This is a genomic window from Leptotrichia sp. oral taxon 417, assembly GCF_013394865.1.
GTDB classification, from domain to species: domain Bacteria; phylum Fusobacteriota; class Fusobacteriia; order Fusobacteriales; family Leptotrichiaceae; genus Leptotrichia; species Leptotrichia wadei_A.
Genome location: NZ_JABXYV010000001.1, coordinates 1,423,685 through 1,446,188 on the forward strand (window position 1 = coordinate 1,423,685; position 22,504 = coordinate 1,446,188).

At 31.1% G+C, this 22,504-nt stretch carries 20 protein-coding genes; all 20 read right to left on the bottom strand.

The annotated features are described in order from the left end of the window. Positions 1–85 precede the first annotated feature (85 nt). Positions 86–994 carry a DUF1385 domain-containing protein gene (locus HW276_RS06585; protein ID WP_178937878.1) on the bottom strand — a complete coding sequence of 303 codons (909 nt, stop codon included), beginning with the start codon at positions 992–994 and terminating at the stop codon, positions 86–88. Positions 995–1,112: 118 nt separating this feature from the next. After that, positions 1,113–2,186 carry a DNA integrity scanning diadenylate cyclase DisA gene (gene disA / locus HW276_RS06590; protein WP_178937879.1) on the bottom strand — a complete coding sequence of 358 codons (1,074 nt, stop codon included), beginning with the start codon at positions 2,184–2,186 and terminating at the stop codon, positions 1,113–1,115. 33 nt (positions 2,187–2,219) lie between these two features. Then, on the bottom strand, positions 2,220–3,578 hold the full coding sequence (gene radA, locus HW276_RS06595) for a DNA repair protein RadA (protein WP_178937880.1): 1,359 nt from the start codon (positions 3,576–3,578) through the stop codon (positions 2,220–2,222). Positions 3,579–3,593: 15 nt separating this feature from the next. Continuing rightward, on the bottom strand, positions 3,594–4,085 hold the full coding sequence (gene coaD / locus HW276_RS06600) for a pantetheine-phosphate adenylyltransferase (RefSeq protein ID WP_018450154.1): 492 nt from the start codon (positions 4,083–4,085) through the stop codon (positions 3,594–3,596). Positions 4,086–4,140: 55 nt separating this feature from the next. Further along, positions 4,141–4,845: a ribonuclease III gene (gene rnc / locus HW276_RS06605; RefSeq protein WP_147003714.1), complete on the bottom strand. Its 705-nt coding sequence runs from the start codon at positions 4,843–4,845 to the stop codon at positions 4,141–4,143. A 279-nt stretch (positions 4,846–5,124) separates the two neighbouring features. Then, entirely contained in the window at positions 5,125–6,357 is a 1,233-nt protein-coding gene (gene fabF / locus HW276_RS06610; RefSeq protein WP_147003715.1) for a beta-ketoacyl-ACP synthase II, read from the bottom strand. A 213-nt stretch (positions 6,358–6,570) separates the two neighbouring features. Beyond that, entirely contained in the window at positions 6,571–6,795 is a 225-nt protein-coding gene (locus tag HW276_RS06615; protein WP_018450158.1) for an acyl carrier protein, read from the bottom strand. A gap of 133 nt (positions 6,796–6,928) precedes the next feature. Continuing rightward, positions 6,929–7,519, bottom strand: a complete 591-nt coding sequence (gene pdxT, locus HW276_RS06620) for a pyridoxal 5'-phosphate synthase glutaminase subunit PdxT (protein WP_178937881.1) — start codon at positions 7,517–7,519, stop codon at positions 6,929–6,931. Beyond that, complete coding sequence (gene pdxS / locus HW276_RS06625; RefSeq protein ID WP_094079532.1) at positions 7,519–8,394, bottom strand: pyridoxal 5'-phosphate synthase lyase subunit PdxS; 876 nt, start codon at positions 8,392–8,394, stop codon at positions 7,519–7,521. The genes pdxT and pdxS overlap by 1 nt, the downstream gene beginning before the upstream one ends. A 95-nt stretch (positions 8,395–8,489) precedes the next feature. Then, positions 8,490–12,026, bottom strand: a complete 3,537-nt coding sequence (locus HW276_RS06630; RefSeq protein WP_178937882.1) for a DEAD/DEAH box helicase — start codon at positions 12,024–12,026, stop codon at positions 8,490–8,492. A 33-nt stretch (positions 12,027–12,059) separates the two neighbouring features. Further along, a complete protein-coding gene (locus tag HW276_RS06635; protein WP_255460383.1) occupies positions 12,060–12,650 on the bottom strand; it encodes a GNAT family N-acetyltransferase in 591 nt (196 codons plus the stop codon). An 87-nt stretch (positions 12,651–12,737) separates the two neighbouring features. Then, a complete protein-coding gene (gene lepB, locus HW276_RS06640; protein ID WP_178937883.1) occupies positions 12,738–14,414 on the bottom strand; it encodes a signal peptidase I in 1,677 nt (558 codons plus the stop codon). A 230-nt stretch (positions 14,415–14,644) separates the two neighbouring features. Beyond that, a complete protein-coding gene (gene rplS / locus HW276_RS06645; protein WP_178937884.1) occupies positions 14,645–14,995 on the bottom strand; it encodes a 50S ribosomal protein L19 in 351 nt (116 codons plus the stop codon). A gap of 213 nt (positions 14,996–15,208) precedes the next feature. Continuing rightward, positions 15,209–15,562 (bottom strand): arsenate reductase family protein, encoded by a 354-nt coding sequence (locus HW276_RS06650; RefSeq protein ID WP_178937885.1) that lies wholly within the window; start codon positions 15,560–15,562, stop codon positions 15,209–15,211. An 88-nt stretch (positions 15,563–15,650) separates the two neighbouring features. After that, positions 15,651–16,052, bottom strand: coding sequence for a hypothetical protein (locus tag HW276_RS06655; RefSeq protein WP_218974998.1), 402 nt, complete (start codon positions 16,050–16,052; stop codon positions 15,651–15,653). Positions 16,053–16,137: 85 nt separating this feature from the next. Continuing rightward, positions 16,138–18,111: an excinuclease ABC subunit UvrB gene (gene uvrB / locus HW276_RS06660; RefSeq protein ID WP_218974999.1), complete on the bottom strand. Its 1,974-nt coding sequence runs from the start codon at positions 18,109–18,111 to the stop codon at positions 16,138–16,140. Positions 18,112–18,294: 183 nt separating this feature from the next. Next, positions 18,295–19,179: a GTPase Era gene (era, locus tag HW276_RS06665; RefSeq protein WP_178937886.1), complete on the bottom strand. Its 885-nt coding sequence runs from the start codon at positions 19,177–19,179 to the stop codon at positions 18,295–18,297. A 402-nt stretch (positions 19,180–19,581) separates the two neighbouring features. After that, positions 19,582–19,917: a zinc ribbon domain-containing protein YjdM gene (locus HW276_RS06670; RefSeq protein WP_178937887.1), complete on the bottom strand. Its 336-nt coding sequence runs from the start codon at positions 19,915–19,917 to the stop codon at positions 19,582–19,584. 105 nt (positions 19,918–20,022) lie between these two features. Further along, the gene (locus HW276_RS06675) at positions 20,023–21,657 is read right to left on the bottom strand and encodes a ComEC/Rec2 family competence protein (protein WP_178937888.1); all 1,635 of its coding nucleotides are present in this window, start codon (positions 21,655–21,657) and stop codon (positions 20,023–20,025) included. 1 nt (position 21,658) lies between these two features. Further along, complete coding sequence (locus HW276_RS06680; RefSeq protein ID WP_178937889.1) at positions 21,659–22,204, bottom strand: type II secretion system protein; 546 nt, start codon at positions 22,202–22,204, stop codon at positions 21,659–21,661. Between the last annotated feature and the right edge of the window lie 300 nt (positions 22,205–22,504).

Below are 22,504 nucleotides of genomic sequence, written 5' to 3' on the forward strand. Positions count from 1 at the left end.
ATTTATTTGATGACAAGAAATTTTTTTATAAATACTGATGTTATTCAATCTTTATCGCTTTTATTTTTACAATTTCATATAAATCTTATTCAAAAACTTCTGTAGCATTCGGAACTTCATTTCCTAAAGCCACATTTAAAGCCACTATTGCTACTTCCAGCTGGCTTTCATCAGGTTCTCTTGTAGTAATCTTTTGCAGCCACATTCCTGGAACTGCAATCATTTTAGCAAAGACATTATCCAAATGGTAACTTGTCCAACGTTGTATTTCATAAGAAAGTCCAGCAACGAAGGGAACAAATAGAACTCTTGTTACTAACTTGTAAATTATCATTGAAAAATGTCCAGTTGGAACTTTAAAAAATAAATCTACTGTTGAAAACACTAGAATACTTATAAACATTACAAGCAGAAGAAAACTTGTACCACATCTTGGGTGAAATCTTGTACATACTTTTGCATTTTTAGGTGACAGTTCCTTTTCCATTTCATAATTCATAATACTTTTATGCTCTGCCCCATGATACTCAAAAACTCTCTGAATATCCTTTAAAAACGAAATTCCATAAATATATCCCAAGAAAAGTACCAATTTTATAATTGCTTCTACAATATTAGCCTTTAAAACGCTATCTTTAAAGAAAAATCCTCCAATAGCCGATGGCAGCCACATAAACACAGCAATTCCCAATAAAACCGAAGTCATAACAGTAAATCCAACCTGCTTGTCTGTCAATTTTTCCTCCTCATGCCCAGCCTGATTTGAAGCAAAAATAAGCTCCTTTGTCCCAACAACCATCGCATCATAAAGCGCTATAACCCCCCTTACGAAAGGTACCTTCAGCCATCTGTTACTTTTTTCAGTTAACGCTATCTTTTTATAAACAATACTTCCATCCTGCTTACGAACCGCTGTTGCAATTGCTTTAGGCCCTCTCATCATAACCCCTTCCACAACAGCCTGTCCTCCAACAGTTACTTTTTTATCTCTCATTTTTACCTGCTTTCTTCATATTTTCTAATTCATTATGTTAAACTTGTTTGAAATTCCCAATTTATCAATTTTCTAAAAATTTTAACATATAAATCTATCAATAAAATTTATTTTTAATTTATTCTCTATCAATTACTGCTCTATTTTTTATTCTTTTTAATGATTTATTAATATGCTCAGCCTTATATTTACTAACTCCCTTTATTTTTGCAATATCCGAAGCAGTCGACATCAAAATTGACTGAACATTTGAAAATTCCCTTACAAGAATTTCCCTATCTTTTTTACTTATTTTTGTTATGTTGCTCAAAAGTCCATATCCACGTGGCTCTATCTTTTCATCCAGATTTATGATATTTGTATCAAATCCAAGCAGACAAACAATTTTTTCATCATCCAGCAATTCCTCTTTTGTCAAAGATTTTACTCTTAATCCAATTTTTTCAGCCGTTTCATTGCTTATCTTATAATCCTTTATGAGAGCGTCAAAACTCTCATTTTTATTCAGCATTATTTCTTCATACTGGATCTTTATAAGCCGTCCTTCGCTTCCAAGTTCTGCCATATACTCGATTAATTCCTCTGACATTCTGAAAAGAAGTCCGTACATTCTCACACATTCCACAATATCATAAAGCGTTACCATATTGTCAAATTCTAAAATAGACAAATTTACATGATTTTTCTCAATCGCAAGGGAATATTTCTCAAGAGCAGTTATCGCCTGCGAAGATTTAGTCAATAAATCCCCAATTTCGTTCAGCAAATATCTAAATTTCCCATAATATACCGTTATTTTATTTCTTCTTTCAGAAACCGCCACAACCAAATTCCCCTTTTGCTGTGCAATTCTATGTGCTGCCTGATGTCTTGTCCCGCTCTCATCTGTTTCTATCGAATAATTAGGCTGCAGCTGAATATTTGCCCCATAAATTGTCTTTATATCCTCCGACAAAATAATTCCGCCATCCATTTTAGACAGCTCATAAACTTTTTGTGGCGAATATACCGTATTTAATTCAAATCCGCCTCCCATCACATCTTTTAAATCATTAGGATTTCCCAGTACAATCAATGCTCCCAGTTTTGCCTCCTGAATTTTATCTATTGCTTCTCTCAATGCTGTTCCAGGTGCTACCCTGTCAAATATATGCTCCAATATTTTCTTCTTATTAACTGCCTTTTTTCCCATATTTCATCCTTTCGCCCTTTTTTCTCTGCTGGCTTACTTTATCCTCTCGACAAGTTCACTTATGTTACTTATATAATTCAATTTTATTTTTGTTTTTTCCTTTTTAAAATCAGCCTGATGGCTTTTTGGCAGGTACACCCCTGCAAATCCCATTTTTTCCAGCTCATTTACCCTATTTTTGATAAATGAAACTTTTCTCACTTCCCCACGTAATCCCAGCTCGCCAATAGCCGCTATTTTCTGACTTATCGGCACGCCTTTTACCGAAGATAGAAGTGAAAAAATTACTGCCAAGTCAGAACTCCTGTCATTTAAATCAATTCCTCCTGGAATATTTATATAAATGTCCTTTGAATTTACATCTACTTTTAAAGAACGTGATAAAACTGCACTTAATATTTCCACCCGATTTTTATCATATCCTTCCACTGTTCTTCTTGGCATTCCAAAATTCGGTGTCCCCAATAACGACTGCACTTCAAATAAAAATACACGGCTTCCTTCAAAAATTGGCACAATAATGCTTCCAATATTTTTTTCATCTCTGTCGCTTATGAAAAATTCAGATGGATTCTTCACTTCGCTAATTCCATTTTCCTTCATATCAAAAATTGAAATTTCATTTGTAGAGCCATAACGGTTCTTTATTGAACGGATGATTCTATAATAATTATTTTCCTCGCCTTCAATCTGCAAAACTGCATCAACCATATGCTCCAGCAATTTCGGACCCGCCAGTTTCCCATCCTTCGTAACGTGCCCTACAATATAAAATGCAATTTCATTTTTTTTAGCAATTTCAATGATTTTTAAAGTTGTTTCCCGAATTTGCGTCACACTCCCAGGAATAGAATTTACATTTTCAGAATAAAGCGTCTGAATTGAATCAACTACAACAACTTTTGGCTTATCTCTCAAAATTACACTTTCAATTTTTTCAATATTTGTATCATTTAAAATATACAAATTTTCACTTTTTACATTAACACGTTCTGCACGCTGTTTTATTTGCCGTGGCGACTCTTCCCCTGAAACATAGAATACATTTCCAATCTTTGCATACTCCTGCGACAACTGAAGCAGAAAAGTCGATTTTCCAATCCCAGGACTTCCTGTAATTAGCACAACTTCCCCCTTTATCAGCCCGCCACCCAGTACTCTGTCAAACTCCTCAAAAGGCGTTACCATCCGAAATTCCTTTTCAATTTCAATTTCTGTTATCTTGCTAATGGAAACATCCTGTGACTCCACATCCTTAAAGGTTCTTTTTATATCAATTTCCTCTTCAAATGTTCCCCAGGAATCGCAATTAGGACATTTCCCAAGCCATTTCAACGAACTGTAACCACATTCTGAACATATATATTTAGATTTTCCCTTTTTTGCAGCCATTTTTAGATTCCCCTCTTATTTTTTAACTTTGTCAATTAATCTACGTTCTACATTTTCTGTTACAAAAAAACTCAGATCCCCTTTATTTAAGGCAACTTCCTTTACAAGGCTGGAACTTAAATACAAATATTCCCTTGAAGCAGTCAAAAATACTGTCTCAAATTCACTTTTAGCAAGCGTCTTATTTGTAAGTGTAAACTGCAGCTCATATTCATAATCTGACAATGCACGTAATCCTCTTATCAAAATATTCACATTTTCCTTATACATAAAGTCAACCAGTAATCCATTAAAAATCTTTATTTCAGCTTCTATACCTTCTTTTTTTAATATTTCCTGTATCATTTCAACTTTTTCCTCATCAGAAAACCAGGCTTTTGATTTCGTAGAATTTTTAAAAATACCTATTATTAATTTGTCAAATAAGTTTGAAGAACGCTTTATAATATCAATATGACCTCTTGTTATTGGATCAAAACTCCCTGGATACAATGCTATTTTCCCCATATTGTTCTCCTGTTTTTATTTTTTTATTTTACCATCGCATTTTATTTTTACTTTTCTATTTTTTTAATTTTGAAAGAGCTTCCTTTGCCGCATGCTTTTCAGCTTCTTTTTTACTTTTTCCAATTCCTATTCCGTGAATCTCATTATTCCAGCTTACAGACATTTCAAAAACTTTATCGTGGTCAGGACCGCTAGTTTTAATTAAATTATATTCAGGCATCTTTCTATATTTTCCTTGTACAAATTCCTGCAGAACTGTCTTATAATCCCCTGTTCCTTCTATTTCTTCCAATTTATTTATTTTTCCAAGTAAAAATTTCAATGCAATATTTTTTGCAGTATAATAATCTGAATCTTTAAAAATCGCACCAATCAATGCCTCAAAAGCATCTCCTAAAATAGATCTTCTATGTCTTCCTCCAGACATAACTTCCCCGTTGCTCAAGTACAGATACTCTCCCAGTTCAAGCTCGCTCGCAATAGTTGAAAATACAGGCTCACTTATAATTTGACTTTTTAGTTTTGCAAGTTCCCCTTCCGTCTTCTTTTCATAAAGATCATAAATATACTCAGTCGTTATAAGATTCAAAATTGCATCTCCCAAAAATTCAAGCTTCTCATTGTTAAACCTTCTGCCCTTTTCAATTTCATTGGCATACGACCTATGTGTTAATGCTTCATGCAAATATTCTTCATTTTTAAACTCATACCCTATTTTTTTTATTAATTCACTTACATCTCTATTTCCATTATTTTCCATTCATTTCACCTCCATATTTTTATTATTTTCCAGCAACAAATAAATTATTATAATTTTTACAGTTATTTATTTTAATATTTTATTCTTATAATTCCACCTAATTTATTTTTTGTTATTCCTTTAACTATAATTTTTTTTACAAAGAAATAAAAAATTTATGCATAATAAATTATAATTTAACAATAATCTATTTTTTATTATTACAAGGGGTTAAAAACCCCTTGCCTCATAACATTTACTTTATTACAGTTATACATATCAAGTTTTTTTATAAATTTATTACTTATATTTTCTAAACGCCAGCACAGCATTATGCCCACCAAATCCAAGAGAACTTGACATTCCTACTTCAATATCTCTTTTTACAGGTTTATTTGGCACATAGTCCAAATCACATAACGGATCAGGATTTTCATAATTTATAGTTGGCGGCATAATTCCTTCTGAAATTGCAAGTGCTAAAAATCCAGCTTCAATTCCTCCAGCTCCACCTAATAAATGCCCAGTTGCACCTTTTGTAGAACTTACAGCCAATTTATAGGCGTGTTCTCCAAATGCTGATTTTATTGCCTGAGTTTCATTTTTATCATTTGCAGGCGTAGAAGTTCCGTGCGCATTTATATATCCAACTTCTTCAGGTTTGATATTTCCTTGTTCCAAAGCCATTCTGAATGCTCTTGCAGCACCTTCTCCACCATCAGCTGGAGCTGTCATGTGATAAGCATCTCCAGTTTCTCCATATCCTACAACTTCCGCATAAATTTTCGCTCCACGTTTTTTAGCATGTTCCAATTCTTCAAGTATTAATACCCCAGCACCTTCTCCAAGAACAAATCCATCCCTGTCAGCTGTAAATGGACGTGATGCCTTCTTAGGATCAGGATTAGTTGACAATGCCTTTAAATTTGCAAATCCTGCTATTCCAGATGGAGTTACTGTAGCTTCTGTTCCTCCAGCAATCATCGCATCAGCTTTTCCTAATAAAATCGCCTGAAAAGCATCTCCAATTGAATTTGTCCCTGAAGCGCAGGCTGTAACAACTGTTTTATTAGGCCCTTTTGCTCCAGTATAAATTGAAGTATTTCCAGAAGCCATATTTAAGATTGCCGCTGGAATATAAAATGGCGACACTCTTCTTGGCCCTCTTGTAACAAGTTTTTCCACTTCCTGCTCAATTACATCCAGCCCGCCAATTCCAGAACCGATAATTACTCCGATTCTATCTGCATTTTCATCAGTAATCTCTAATTTAGCATCTTCCAAAGCCTCTTTTGATGCCGCAATTGCAAATTGTGAAAATCTTGCTATTTTCTTCAATTCTTTCTTTTCAATATAATTTTCAGGCACAAAATCCTTTACTTCTGCTGCAATATGCACTGGATGCTCTGAACTGTCAAATTGAGTAATTTTATCAATTCCACATTCCCCTGCCAATAAATTTTTCCAAGCCTTATCTTTTCCAGTTCCCAATGGAGTTACTAATCCTATTCCTGTAATAACTACTCTTCTCATTAATACACCTCTCATCTTTATTTTTTTATAATTTAAATTTATATTTCTCCCATTTAAATTATGATTTCTGCATTTTAAATGGAGTTTAGTATTAATTCCTAATACTAAATTTATTTTTAATCAATTCAATTTTGTAACAATAAATTTATTTTAACATTTTTTCATTTTTTTTTCAATAAAAAAGGGGGAAGATCCCCCAAAAAGTTTTATGTCTTATTGTTTAGCTTCGATGTATTCCATTACATCTTTAACAGTTTTAATTTTTTGTGCATCTTCATCAGGAATTTCAATATCGAATTCTTCTTCAAAAGCCATGATTAATTCAACTGTATCCAATGAATCAGCTCCTAAATCATCAACAAAAGATGCATCTTCAGTTACTTGATCTTCATCTACACCTAATTGATCTACAACTATTGATTTAATTTTATCTAGCATTATAATGCCACCTCCATATTTATTTTCTAAAATTATTATACCAAATGAATTTAAAAAATGCAACAAAAATTCACTAATATTTAAGTATTATTTTAACTTTTTTTATTTGTATATACATTATTATATTATTTTTTTATTTATTAGCCCTTTTGCACATCTCAACAAAAAACTCATGTACTTTAAGATTATCATTTAACTCAGGATGATACGAAGTTACAAGAATGTTATTTTCCTTAGCTGCGACAACATTTCCGTCGACTTCTGAAAGAATTTCCACATTTTTTCCCACACTTGAAATATATGGCGCTCGAATAAATGTCATTGGAATAACTCCAACTCCTTTAAACTCACTTTCGGTAAAAAAACTTCCAAGCTGTCTTCCATAAGCATTTCTTCTAACTTTTATATCCATTGCTCCCAAATAAGTCCGACTGTCATTTTCAATTTCCTTTGCCAAAAGAATTAATCCTGCGCAAGTACCAAATACAGGTAATCCTTCCAAAATAAGTTTTTTTATGTCATCAAATAAATCAAGGTCATAAAGCAGCTTTCCAATAACTGTACTTTCTCCACCTGGAATAATTAACCCGTCAATATCATTATTATTAACAGCAGCACTTAAATCAGATTTTTTTCTTATTTCAAATGATTCAATCCCAAGTTTCTCCAGCATTTTTCTATGTTCTGCAAAAGCTCCCTGTAAAGCCAATACACCGATTTTCATTATTTACCTCTTTCAGCCATAAGTAACTTAATTTCATTTTCATTGATTCCAACCATAGCTTCTCCCAAATCTTCAGAAATTTCAGCTAACACTTTTGGATCGTTGTAGTTAGTGACAGCCTTAACTATTGCCTGTGCTCTTTTTACAGGATCCCCTGATTTGAATATTCCTGATCCGACAAATACTCCTTCAGCTCCAAGCTGCATCATTAGTGCGGCATCTGCAGGAGTCGCAACACCACCTGCTGCAAAATTTACCACTGGCAATTTACCATTTTCGTGAACATATTTTACTAAATCAAAAGGAACTTGCAATTCTTTAGCTGTAAAATAAAGTTCATCTTCTCTCATATTTTGTATTCTTCTTATTTCCTGATTCATCATTCTCATATGTCTTACTGCCTGTACAACATCCCCAGTTCCTGGCTCACCTTTAGTTCTTATCATTGAAGCTCCTTCAGCTATTCTTCTAAGAGCTTCTCCCAAATCTTTTGCTCCACATACAAAAGGAACTTTAAATTTTTTCTTATCTACATGAAATTTATCATCGGCAGGTGACAATACTTCACTTTCATCTATGTAGTCAATTTCTATCGCTTCTAAAATTTGTGCTTCCACAAAATGTCCAATTCTAACTTTTGCCATTACTGGAATTGAAACGACTTCCTGAATACCTTTAATCATTTTAGGGTCACTCATTCTTGAAACTCCACCCACAGCTCTGATATCAGCTGGAATTCTTTCAAGTGCCATAACCGCCGCCGCTCCAGCCGCTTCAGCTATTTTTGCCTGTTCAGGAGTGGAAACATCCATTATAACTCCACCTTTTAACATTTGTGCCAGATTTTTGTTCAATTCATATCTTTCGTTTTTCATAAAATTCCATCCTTTCATTATAAGAAGATTTTTTTCACATATACATTATACTCCTATTTCAAAAATTTTACAAATATAAATTTTTAGATACAAATTTAACTTAGAAGTTCCATCAATTCCTTGTCACTCATTTCAAACAGAATCTTTTCTCCATCTTTGCTTTCCAGCAGATTTTCACTCAATTGACGTTTGCTTTCCTGAATTTTTATAATTTTTTCTTCAATCGTACCTTCTGTCACAAGTTTTATAACCTGCACACTTTTTTTCTGTCCAATTCTATACGCCCTGTCGCTCGCCTGATTTTCCACAGCGATATTCCACCAAGGATCATAATGAATTACAACATCTGCCCCGACAAGATTTAGTCCAGTTCCACCTGCTTTTAACGAAATTAGCACCACTTGCCGCTCTCCAGCATTAAATTTATTACAAATATCAACTCTTTCTTTAGACTTCACATTTCCATCAATATAAAAATACTCAATTCCCATATCTGCAAGTTCCTTCTCAATTTCCTTCAAAGTACCGACAAACTGTGAAAATATCAATAATCTATGCCCATTTTCGGTTATATCCGGCAAAATATCACGTAACACTTCCAGTTTTGCAACTTCCCCCTTATAATCTTCCTTAAATAAAGTTGGAGAATTACAAATTTGACGCAGTTTTGTCAAAATTGCAAGTATTTTCATTCGATTATTATCATTTTCGTTAAATTTCTTCATTTCACTCTTAGCCTGCTTAATATAAGACATATACAATTGTTTCTGCTCTGTACTTAGCGTTACAACCATATTCGATTCAATTTTATCAGGCAATTCAGTCAGCACTTCCTTCTTTGTTCTTCTTAACAGAAATGGAGCAATAATTTCACGCAAATTGTTTATTTTAGAAGAATTTGGATTTACGATGGCTTCTTTATAAGTTTTCTTAAATTTTGTCAAGTTATCAAGATAGCCAGGTATTACGAAGTCAAAAATTGACCATAATTCCAAAATATTGTTTTCAACTGGTGTTCCTGTCAATGCAAAATTTACCTTGCTGTTAATTTTCATAACAGCCTTCTTTATTTGAGAAGTTGTTGTTTTTATGTTTTGAGCCTCATCCAGCACTACCACATCAAATTCCCTATTTTTATATTCTTCAATATCATTTCTCAAAGCCTGGTACGTTGTTATAAGGAATCCCTTCGATCCTCTTGAAATAATTTCTCTTCTTTGACTCGCTGTTCCCTCAACTAAAGTTGGAGTTATTCCAGTAAACTTAATAATTTCTTCCTTCCAGTTATAAAGCAGTGAACTTGGCACAATAATTAATGCAGTGAAATTTCGGTTTTCCTGATAGATTTCATTTAATAACGAAATTGTCTGCAAAGTCTTACCAAGCCCCATGTCATCAGCAAGAACCCCTCCAAATCCAATGTCATACATATTCTTCAGCCAGTTAAATCCTAATTTTTGATAAGGAAATAAATTTACCTTTATATTATTTGGCTCAATTTCTTCACGATTTTTTATTTTATGAAACAAATCCTTAAATTCATCTATTTTTACAAGGTCTTCCTGAATATTTTTAGAAATTTGAGCAAGCTGAAGAGCCTTTATTTTGGAAATCTTATTTTCTCCAACCTTCAAATTAGAAATAGAATCCACAATTCCAACTAATTCCTCAATACTTTTATTGGCAATTTTTACCAGTTCCCCGCTTGAAAGAGTTATGTACTTTTGTTCATTTTTTATAGCTTCCATCACAATTTCCACATCTTCAGTCTTTATTCCTTCAATATCAAAACTGACATTCAAGAAGTTATTTTCAACTTTTTTTATTCCAATATGAACATCAATATTTCGTGCATTTTTTATTTTATTTTCCAAATGAATTTTCACTCTATCTGCATATTTTTTATCAATATACTCTGAAATTTTCCCCAGCCCTTCATAATTTACATTATAAGTTCCTTCAATCATTTCCACATTTGTAATCGAATAACCTTCCACAAGTTTTTTCAACTCTTCAAATATTTTTGCATTTTTTCTAGGAATAAAATACTTCCCATTTTTCTCTATTGCACAAACAGTATTTGATAAATTTACCTTTACAACTTCCTTCTCATCAGTTTCCGATACAAATATATCAATACACCCGTCCTCTTCAACATATTCTGCAATATTAACATTCTCATATCCTAAAACTGCACATAATTTTCTATTATCCTCATCTGAAAGCTGATTAAACAGCTCTGTATCCAGAAAATCAAATTTCCCAAAAAATCTTTCTTCATTTTCATCCATTTTAAAAACTTTTGTCGTATCATTTGCAAATGTATAAAACGGACTGTTCTCAGAAATTTTTTCAATATTTCTCATTGCAATTCTGTCATTTTCCACAACAAACAAAGGCTCGTAACTATTCATTATCTGTTTAGTTTCTCCCAGTAAAACCAGATTTTTCCCTTTTTCCATAGCTGTAAGCAGTTTATTTAAAAGCATTTCATAGACTTTTAAGCCTTTTTTATCTTTAATTCCGCTGTTTATTACACTTTGAATCTCTTTGCTGTATTCATAAATCGCATTGATTATTTTCTGATTAGTTTCATTGAAAAAGCAGTTTTTCGGACTATATGTAATTTTAGAAGTAACTTCATACTCTTTTTCCTTCACAATGGCCTCAATAAATTTCAAAATATCCTTCACATAATATATTTTCTTAAATCCTGCCTTTATCCGCAAAATATAATCTGGCACATTATTTTCCTGATTATAGTCATACCCGTATTTATAGTCGCTGTAACTTCCTTCATCAATTTCCACTTCAAGCCGCATTTCCTGCTTTTCCTCATCATCTATATTTTCACTTTCCAGATGAAGATTATAAATTTCGTTAATCTTTTCAGAAATATTTTCCACATTTTCCAATATTTCCTCATTATTTTCCATCTCTTGAAGATCAGCCGTTCCATTTTTCTCTAAAAACTCAACATTCCCAGCCTTTTCTCCACCTTCTCCAAAAACTTCAAATCTAACTTTCTCATTTTTATTTTTTAAATCAATATTTTCCAAATTTTCATTATTAACAAGATTATCCGCCTCCACAGAAGTTCCTTCTGATTTAGCAAAACTTACCGCATTAAGTTTTTCTTCACGAAGTTTAACTCTCTGACGTGATTTATTTTTTCCATCATCTTCAGTTTCCTTCCTTTTAACACTCTTTGCAGCCTTTTCCTTTTCTTTTTTCCGTTCTTCCTTGATTTGAGCCAGTTTTTTATTATCCTCTTCAAAATCATCCTCAAACATCATTTCAATCTCATCAGTCCCAATAACCTTTGAAATCTTTTCTGAATGATCTGCCATCATCCCAAGTGTCACAACATGTTTACAGCAATTCTTTTTATTGTTTTTAAAAAACATACAGTCGCAGTTTGCCTCTATAAATTCACCTTTTTTCTGTTCAACTGTAATAGAAGTCTTGCACAAACTATTTTCCTTATATTCTCCTTCCACTGTCATAAAATTCCCGTCAGCAAAAAGTGCAGTTATATTTCCCAGACTTTCATTGTAATATTCCTGCCCAATTACAAAAATACTCGGTGTAATTTGTTTTTTTAATTCTAACGAAATACTCTTTTGTCCCATTTTTCTCCCTTGCTTTTATTTATATACTCAAACTTAATAACATTTTACCATTATTACTGCATTCTCATCTTTCCCATAGTAATTTTTCCTTATGGAAATTTTCTCAAATCCAATTTTTTTATAAAGTTTCAGTGCCCTTGCATTTTTTTCATTAACCTCCAGCAAAAATTTATTTTCAGAAAAATCTGTTCCCTCATTTTCCAAAATATTATTTCCTTCCAAATTTTTCCTATCTTCTAACAATTTTTCCATGCTTTCAGTCATCAGCCTTTCACCAAAACCTCGCCCTTGATATTCTTTTTTTATTGCTATCTCAAAAATATCCGTGCTCTCTATTGTACCATAAAATACAATATATCCCAACACATTTTTTTCATTTTCCCTATTTTTATCAAAATTTATTTCCTCTTTTTGATTTTCTCCCAAATTTTTATTTTCTTTTCCGCTCTTATTTTCTAATTTTTTCACAAAAATATTTTCCTCTCCAAAATTAAATAAGCAGTATATTTCATACTGCTCACCCAACATCATTTCAGAAAAATATTTATCTCCAACTTTATTTTTAAAGTTTTCATTATGAATTTTTACCAATTCATCGGCAATATTTCCCATTTTGTTCTCCATTTTTTATTATTTTACTGTTCTTTCCTATATTTGAACTGTTCAATAATCTAATAATAATCACTTACTAAATTTCTAAATAACATTATATTATAATATTCCTATTCTATTTAACGGCCACCATCTTACAAGCAATTCCCCTTTAATTCTAGGCTCAGCCACAAGTCCAAAATATCTGGTATCCTTACTGTTTGAAGTATTATCTCCCATAGCCATATAATAGTTTTTATCAAGTGTTACAGTTTCTCCATTTAACAATTTTTTAAATAATTCATCATTATACTTGAAATCCATAATCGGCATAACCATTTCATTTCTGCCTTCCACTTTTAAAGTGAACGTATAATATTTATTTGTCAATGTATTTCTTGGATCAGCAGTAAATTCATCATCATTTCCAATTATATCCTTAAAGTTCTTATCTGTTTTTATCAATTCTAAAAATTCTTTTCCTGTAATATTTTTAAAACCTTTTCCATCATAATAACTTTCCCAGTCAACTTGCCCAACTAAAGTGCCGTCAGTCGTTTGTCCAAATATTTTATCAATCACAACGACTTTATCCAGTTTCACTTTATCTCCTTTTTTAGGAATATAAATCTTATTATTCATAAGCAGTCCTTCAGGAAGATAAAATTTTTGCGGTGTCAATCTTTCCAAAACTTCTGATTTTTTATCATTTAGCATTATTGCTCCACCAACAGCCTTAACTTTCTCAGAATTAAATTTATTCATAGCTTCATCGTATTTCTTCATTTCTTCATTAAATTCTTTTCTGCTATTGGCTGTAGTTGGATATTTTGGATCTTTATCAACATTTGCAATTTCAAATTCATTGGTAGTCATTTTCCCTTTTTCAATCTGAAGCGTTGTTCCTGGCTCTCCAACTATTCTTTTCGTATACATCACCTTATCAGTCATCGGCTCTTTAAATGCAATTATCTGTCCAACTTTTGGACTTGAAAAGTGATATTTTACCATATTTGTAAAAACTCTGTCTTTAACTAATATCGTAGGCTCCATTGATCCAGTTGGAATAACATAATTTCCAATATAGAACATTTGAATAACTGCCACTAAAATAACCGCAAGCAGTGCATTGTCAATTCTTGTCAATGCCTTTCCAAATGTACTTTTCTTTCTTTTTTCCTTAGCAATTCTTTCTTCCACAGAAAGACTGTCATTTGGAAATATTTTCTTAAATGTTTCTGAAATATCTTCATTTCTTATCTTTGACTCTGTAACAATTTTTTCTAATTCTTCATTACCTTGTACAGCTTCTTTTAAAATTGACTGTTCTGTAATTTTTTCCACTGATGAATCTCTGAATAAATAAATAAGAATCAATGAAATTACAACATTTATTATCAAATAAATATAAAAATTCGGATCTAAAATATTAAACATCAATTTTCCTAGAAACAACATAATAAGATTTAGTAAAAATACCCATTCATGCTGTTTTCTAAGCACATAAACTATAATATTTACACCAAATACTCCATAAATTCCCCAAACTTTTATCCATATATTTGGATCCTTGCTTTTATCTACAATCACAAAAAATACTGCTGCAACAACCAATGCAACTATTGTAAGCACATTTCCAGCCATAAAATTCCTATCACTTCTCTCAAGCGAAACTTTTTCCAATGTTTCATCCTCTTTCATTCTTATCCACTGAATAACCTGCTTCTCTCTAATAAAGAAATATAGCAAAAACAGTGTCGCAATAATATAAAAAGCTCCCCATAATAATATATTCATAATTTTTCCCTCTCCTAATTTAAATTTTAAAATTTTTTAAAACAAATCAATTATAATAACTCCGTTTATTTTAAAAAAATACATAATCAAACTTCATTTTTCCTAAAATTTTTATTTGCCTGAAATGTATTTAATATAGTAAAAAATCATTTTTTTTATTAAATACTAATTTTAAATTTTTATCTTTGTTTTATAAAAAAGAAAAAGCTAGCATTTTGCTAGCCTTGAAGCTACTTTCTAATTTCTTTAATTCTAGCAGCTTTTCCTGATAAGTCTCTCAAGTAGTATAATTTAGATCTTCTTACTTTACCAATTCTCTTAACTTCGATTTTTTCTACTAATGGAGAATTTAAAGGAATGATTCTTTCTACACCGATTCCTTGCGATACTTTTCTAACTGTGAAGTTTTTAGCAACGCTTCCACCAGAAACTCTAATAACTACACCTTCAAAAATCTGTATTCTTTCTTTGTTTCCTTCTTTTACTTTGTAGTGAACAGCAACTGTATCCCCTGCTTTAAATTGAGGTACGTCAGCTTTCAAGTAATTTTTTTCTACTAATTCGATTAATTTCTCTTTCAAGAAATTCACTCCCTTCTTTCTAAGACATTCTTTTTATCTATACCAATTTCACCAATTTAAGAACTTTTTTTGTTATTAAATCTTTCATAAAACTGGTAGCAACAATAAAAGCGGAATATCCATTTATTCAATAACTTATTAAGTTTACCATATTTTGAATCAATTTTCAATACAATTACGAAAATTTTTTTCACTTTTTTAAAATTTTTTAAATTACTTCAACTTTTCAGCCCACTCAGCTTCCTTAAATCCAACCAATACAAAATCCTTTCCCACAAAAAGCGGTCTTTTCAACACCATCCCATTGCTTACAAGCAGCTCAAACTGTTCATCTTCCGACATCTCTGCCAATTTTTCCTTTAAATTCATTTGTTTATAAACATTCCCGCTCGTATTAAAAAACTTTTTTAAAGGCAATCCACTTTTTTCATAGTATTTTTTTATTTCCTCCTTCGACGGAGTTTCCTCTACAATATGCTTATACTCATACTCAATCCCATTTTCCTCCAGCCATTTTACAGCCTTTTTACAAGTTGTGCATCTTGGGTAGCAATATACTTTATTCATGTTTTTATTTCCTTTCATAATTTTTTTAATTTATCTATATATTTTCAAACTGGTCAACAAACTGTCGACTTTTTTCAAATTAGCATCTTTATTTTTTCTTCCACAATAATCCTGCTGAAAAAAATATATGACTCACTATAATAAATATATATCTTTCCTTTTCAGTCGGAGCAAAAAATGTACTATTACTATCAGCAAAAACATACTTCATAACAAAATATGCAAATGCCATTATCATTACAACTATATTAATTTTAGGATATTTAAATATTCTTTGTAGCAAAAATCCCAAATAAAATATTAATATTAAAGCCAAAATTAACATTAATGCAAAAACAATATATCCAGATGGATGTATTACTATTGCAAAAATCAATGCAATTCTTGTTAGCATTAGAGGATTTAAAAACTCTTGAATTAATACATATCCTAATATTAAAATAATAGCAACTAATCCTTTCAATAAAAAACTCAATATTCTATTTCTCATTTTAATTTTACTCCTTTACTCCTCAAACTTCCTACAGTTCAGAGTTACTTTTATAGTACAAAGTCTAATTTATATTTCCTAATAATTATAACTCAATTAACAACTTCTTTAATTCATTCATTTTATCCCTCAACTTAATAGCTTCCTCAAAATTAAGCTCCTCAGCCAGTTTTTTAATTTGCTTATCGAGTTTCTTAATTTCCTTTTCCACGTCTTTTTCACTTTTATACTGCTTAATTGCTTTATTTGCTTCATTTTCTTTTTCAATTTCATAGTCTACGATTGACTCTGCAATTTCTCTTACGATTGATTTTGGATTGATATTGTTTTCTAGATTGTATTTTTCCTGAACTTCACGACGTCTATTTACTTCATCAATAGCTTCTTTCATAGAGCCTGTCATTCTGTCTGCATACAAAATAACGTGCCCTTCTATATTTCTTGCAGCACGTCCCATTGTCTGAATCAGCGATCTTCTGGAACGCAAATATCCTTCCTTGTCTGCTTCCAAAATTGCCACTAATGAAACTTCTGGAATATCCAGCCCTTCCCTCAGCAAATTTATTCCAACCAGAACATCAAATTCACCTTTTCTCAAGCCTCTTATTATCTCTGTTCTTTCTAATGTATCAATATCAGAGTGCATATATTTTACTTTTATTCCATATTCCAAATAGTAATCTGTCAACTCTTCTGCCATTTTTTTTGTCAAGGTTGTAACTAAAATCCGTTCTTTTCTTGCTGTTCTCGTTTTTATTTCATCCATCAAGTCATCAATCTGATTTTTCGTTTCACGAATGTCAATGCTTGGCTCTACAATTCCTGTTGGACGGACAAGCTGCTCTACAATTTCTCCATTTGAATGTTCCAGCTCGTAATCGCTTGGAGTGGCTGAAATATACACAACTTGCGGGATTTTTCCAAAAAATTCCTCAAATTTTAGCGGACGGTTATCATAAGCGCTTGGCAATCTGAAGCCATTGTCAATTAATGATTTTTTTCTCGCTCTATCTCCCTTGTACATCCCATTTATCTGTGGAACTGAAATATGCGACTCATCTAAAAATACGACTAAATCTTCTGGAAAATAGTCAATTAACGTGTCAGGCGCTTCTCCTTCACCTTTTCCAGTTAAATATCTAGAATAATTTTCTATTCCTTTACAATATCCGATTTCTTCAATCATTTCCAGATCATATTTTGTCCTTTGCTCAATCCGCTGCGCTTCCAGCAGTTTTCCTTCCTTTTTGAAAAAATGCACTCTTTCTTCCATTTCTTTTTTTATTGATTCAATCATTTTTTTTGTATCTTCAGTAGTTAAATAATGCGTTGCAGGCATTATTGTAATTCTTTTTATATTTCTAATTTTCTGCCCGGTAAGCGTATTAATTTCCGAAATGCTTTCCAAATCATCTCCAAAAAATTCAAAACGGTATCCTGTATCCTGGTAAGATGGATGTAAATCAAGAATATCTCCTTTCACACGAAATTTCCCACGCTCAAAAGCAATATCATTTCTCTCATACCTAAGTGAAATCAGCCTTTTTATAAGCTCATTTCTCTCAAATCCAGTTTCCACATCAATCGGAATTGCTCTCTCTTTATAAGCCTCTGGTGATCCCAATCCATAAATTGCCGAAACTGAAGCTACAATAATAACGTCTCTTCTGTTCAAAAGCGCCGCTGTCGCCGCATGCCGCAATTTATCAATCTCATCATTAATCGAAGAGTCCTTTTCAATATACGTGTCAGTTTGCATAATATACGCTTCAGGCTGGTAATAATCATAGTAAGATACAAAATATTCAACAGCATTTTCAGGAAAAAACTGCTTGTATTCATTATAAAGCTGTGCTGCAAGCGTTTTATTCGGTGCCATTATCAACGCTGGACGATTTATTTTTTCAATAACATTCGCAACTGTAAATGTCTTTCCTGATCCCGTAACCCCAAGCAGAATCTGATCCGTAATACCATCTTCCAAGTTTTCCACGATTTTTTGGATAGCCTGAGGCTGATCCCCAGTTGGCTGAAATTTTGAATGTATTTTAAAATCCATCTCTATTTTTCCTCCTTTCAAAAGTTTTTTTGTTGTAAAACATTAAACTTGTTATCAAAATAACTAAATAATTCTATGTCTTTAATTTTTCTTTATAAATAAGTTTTATTGTGATGCTCTATGTTAAGAAATTTTAATATAAATAAGCAATAAAAACAATCACTAATCTAAGAAAATCAAAAATTATTTTATTTTATAACCCATTTCATCAAGAAATTTCTTATTTTTTCTCCACTTCTTCTTAACTTTTACCCATAATTTTAAATTAACTTTCAAATCAATCAGATGCTCAATTTCCCGTCTAGCCTCTATCCCAATTTTCTTCAGCATAGCCCCATCTTTTCCGATAATAATTCCTTTCTGGCTATCTCTTTCAACATAAATATTAATATCATATTTTCTAATTGTCGGCTTCGTTTCCACATTAATAATTTCCACAGCCACACTATGCGGAATCTCATCTTTCGTATGATGTAAAATTTTTTCTCTTACTGTTTCCACAACAATCTTATTTACTGGCAAATCTGTATAATAGTCCTCTGGATAAAACCATACATCATTTGATAAATATTTCTTGGCAACTTCAAATATTTTATGAATCCCAATCGCATATTCCGCCGTAAGAGTTATTATTTCATCAAACTCTCCCAATTTTTCACGAATTTCCTTTTTCTTCTCCTCAATTTCCTCATCCGACATTTTATCAATTTTATTAATAACAAGAACAATCGGTGTTTTCACACTTCTCACATTTTCATTGACAAAAATATCCCCAGTCGATATTTCCTGTGTTCCATCCAGCATAAACATTACTAAATCCACATTTTCAAGCGCTTCCAATGCCACATTAGTCATATGCTCTCCAAGCAAATGCTTAGGTTTATGAATCCCTGGCGTATCCACAAATATAAACTGATCTTGTCCAATATTCACAATCCCCTTTATCTGATCCCGAGTCGTCCCAGCCTTATCCGACACAATCGCAACCTTTTCCTTCACAAGCTTATTCATAAGCGTAGACTTCCCAACATTCGGACGTCCAACAATTGTTATAAATCCTGATTTCATTCCTTCTCCAATTCTATTTTAATTATGATAATAATTTTGTTTAAAAATCTCAATTCTTAAATATTTAAATTAATCATTTTTCATACTATTTCAACTAATATTTTTTATTAGCATAACTATTTATAATTAAACCAAGAATGTCTTGATTTTTTGGAAATAAAATTGACTGTTTGAGCGAAGTTTTACGTAGCGAGTTTCGATTTTGTTTTCAAAAAATGCTTAGACAAGCGGGGATTGCAAAGGGGATGGCGATTGTTCCCCTTTGCTCTAAAACAAAGAAAAAACATAAAAGTTATCAAAAAAATATTTGTTAGCCAAAAAAATTAAAATTCAAATGAATATTATCCAGTTAAATATTTAAGGAAAAAACTTATAAAATAAGTTATCAAAAAAATCTATTTTTTATATTTTTTTCACAAATTCCGATTTTAGTTTCATTGCACCAAAACCATCTATTTTACAATCAATATTATGAATCCCATCATCAATTAATCTAATATTTTTAACTTTTGTCCCTCTCTTTAAATCTGATGAAGCACCTTTTACTTTTAAATCCTTTATAATCGTAACATTATCTCCATTTTGCAAGATATTTCCGTTTGCATCTTTTACTATAGATTCATCACTGCTTTCTTCTTCAGTTTCTGCCCATTCGTAAAAACATTCTGGGCAAACTAGCATATTTCCATCCTCATAAACGTATTCTGATCCACATTTTGGACATTTTGGTAAACTCATATTTTATCATCCTTTCAAATTTTCATAGTTATTTATTATTATATCACGAAATGAAGAGTTAGAAAACATATTTATTATTTTTATTTTCAACTTATAATCTTTATCTTAATTTTCATTTATATTAATTTTTTCAGTAAATAAAGGCATTATAAAAAGCGTTATGAAAAATAATACTCCATAATACAAAAAAACCGTCCACAAAGGAGCTTTTCCGTTAATATTAATCTGTAAAAGCGATATTTTGCTTCCAGCATAAATAAATCCTTCAAATGCTTTAAAAATAATTTCTGTTACAAAAACAACTATGCCATTAAATAATGATAATTTAAAAATATTTAAAAGTACGGCAAAAAATAGGCACTGGATAACAACTGTTCCAATTGGAATTCCTACAATGTTCAGTAAAAACGAGAATAACGGCAATTTTTCAAAATAATATAAAAATAGCGGAATACTTGTGATTTGGATTGTCAGGCTTAAAAATATCAAATCTACAGTATTTCTTAAAACTTCATTTTTTATTTTATCTAAAACTTTTTCCTGATAAAATTTCTTAAATTCAGGATTTACAAAGATTATCGCTACAACTGCGGCATAGGAAAGCTGCATTGAAATATCAAAAAGTGAGTAGGGATTTAACACAATTATGACAATAAACGACACTAGCAGAGATTTTTTACTTTCCTCCTGCTCAAAAAGGATTCTTGCTAAAATCATCATCGCTCCCATAATATAAGCACGTAAAATCCCTGGTGAAAATCCAATTAATGCACAATAAAAAGTAAGTGCCACAAGTGCCATTAAATACTTAAACCTGTATCCTAACGACAACCCATCCAGAATTTTTACAATTCCAATTACAACAAGACTTATATGAGTTCCAGAAATTACAATTAAATGAGCCAGCCCTGTGTATTTAAACTTGTCTTTCATATCTTTAGAAACTTCTGCTTTTTCCCCTAAAACTGCAGCACGTGAAAAAGCATACAAATTTTCATCAGTTATAAACAATTCATCAAAAATATTCAAGATATATTTCCGAACTCCATTCAGCCGTGATTCTTTATATCCCAAAATTTTCCCATCAATTTTAACATTTCCATTTTTACTTATAACCTTCCTAATCTTGTACCGCATAAGATAAAATCCATATTCCAGGCCCTTTTTATTCTCAATGCTCGCCTGACTTTTCAAATATTTATTATTAACTTTTAGAACACTCCCACGATTCCCATCAATTTTAACATAAAGCACTTTTTCCCCAGCAAGCTCTCCTTTAAAAGTAATAAAATTTAGATAAAATAAAAATAAAACAATACCTGCCAAAATCAATATCCCGAATTGCCAAGCTCTTTTTACTTCTTCAATTCCAATTTCCATACAAAAAAACTTTTTTAAATTTTGCCCTCTTCGCAAAAGTTCAGATTTTATATATTTTTTCCTCGCCGTTTTTTCCCGCTGCTTCTTCATTTCTAAAATATATTTATCAAATTCACTATTTTCAAATTTATTTGAATGTTCATTATTTTTTCTATTTTCTTTATTTTTTTTACTTTCCTTATTTTTTAAATTTTCATTGACTTTTTTATTTCTATTAATCTTTATATTTTCAACATCCCTAAAATTTTCATTTTTATTTGATTTTTTCACTATTCTACGAAAACTTACATTTTTAAAATCTCTTTTTTTATTACTTTCCTCTACTATTCCATTATCCCAAATATTTCCCCATTTTTTCATCTTAAATTTCCTCCTCCCACAAATTAGCCTTTAAATAGTCATCCGAAAGATTAATCGGCTTTTTAGCCCGATAAATACTTATAATCGGATATTTTGCCGCATTTATTGTATTTGTGGAAATTCTATAATAAATCTTTTCCCCCTTTTTATCCAGCAAATAAACAGAAAATCCCCTTTCAAAATTTCCCTCATTTGTAGTTTTTCTCCTAAAATCAGCATTTTTATTGGAATTATTTGTCATATAAGATAAGTTTTTGGAAATCTCCATTTTATCAACAATATCCTTTTGCCCATTTTTTTCATCTAAAAAATAAGCCATCTTTTCAGATATCTTAAAATCCAGCACATATTCCTTCCTATTATGCTGTGCATACTGCTGAATTTTCCTAATAAACTGGCTAATATTCCTCTTCTGAATTGCAAACTCCTGATTTTGCCTCTGCTTCTGCAAATTCACAGAAATAACCATAAACAAAATCGCCATAATCGAAATGTACAGCAAAACCTCAATAAGCGTAAACCCATTGCTATCCCCTTTTTTTCTCATCTTTCTTCCCCCTAAATTGATTAACCTATTTTTAATTATATTATACAATATTTTTCCAAAAAATCAAATTATTTTTAAAATTTTATTAATTTAATATATAATTAAAAATTTGAAATCAAAAATAATCTAAAACTTAACTTAAAACTTTTTAGAAATTTTGAAAAATATGCTATAATTTTACAGAAAACTTATTTTAAAATTGAATTTAAACTGCATTTATATTATTTCTTGTTAAAATAGTTTTTGGATTGGAATTTAGATTAAAGAATAAAATCGTTTAATATTAAAATTTTGAAAAAA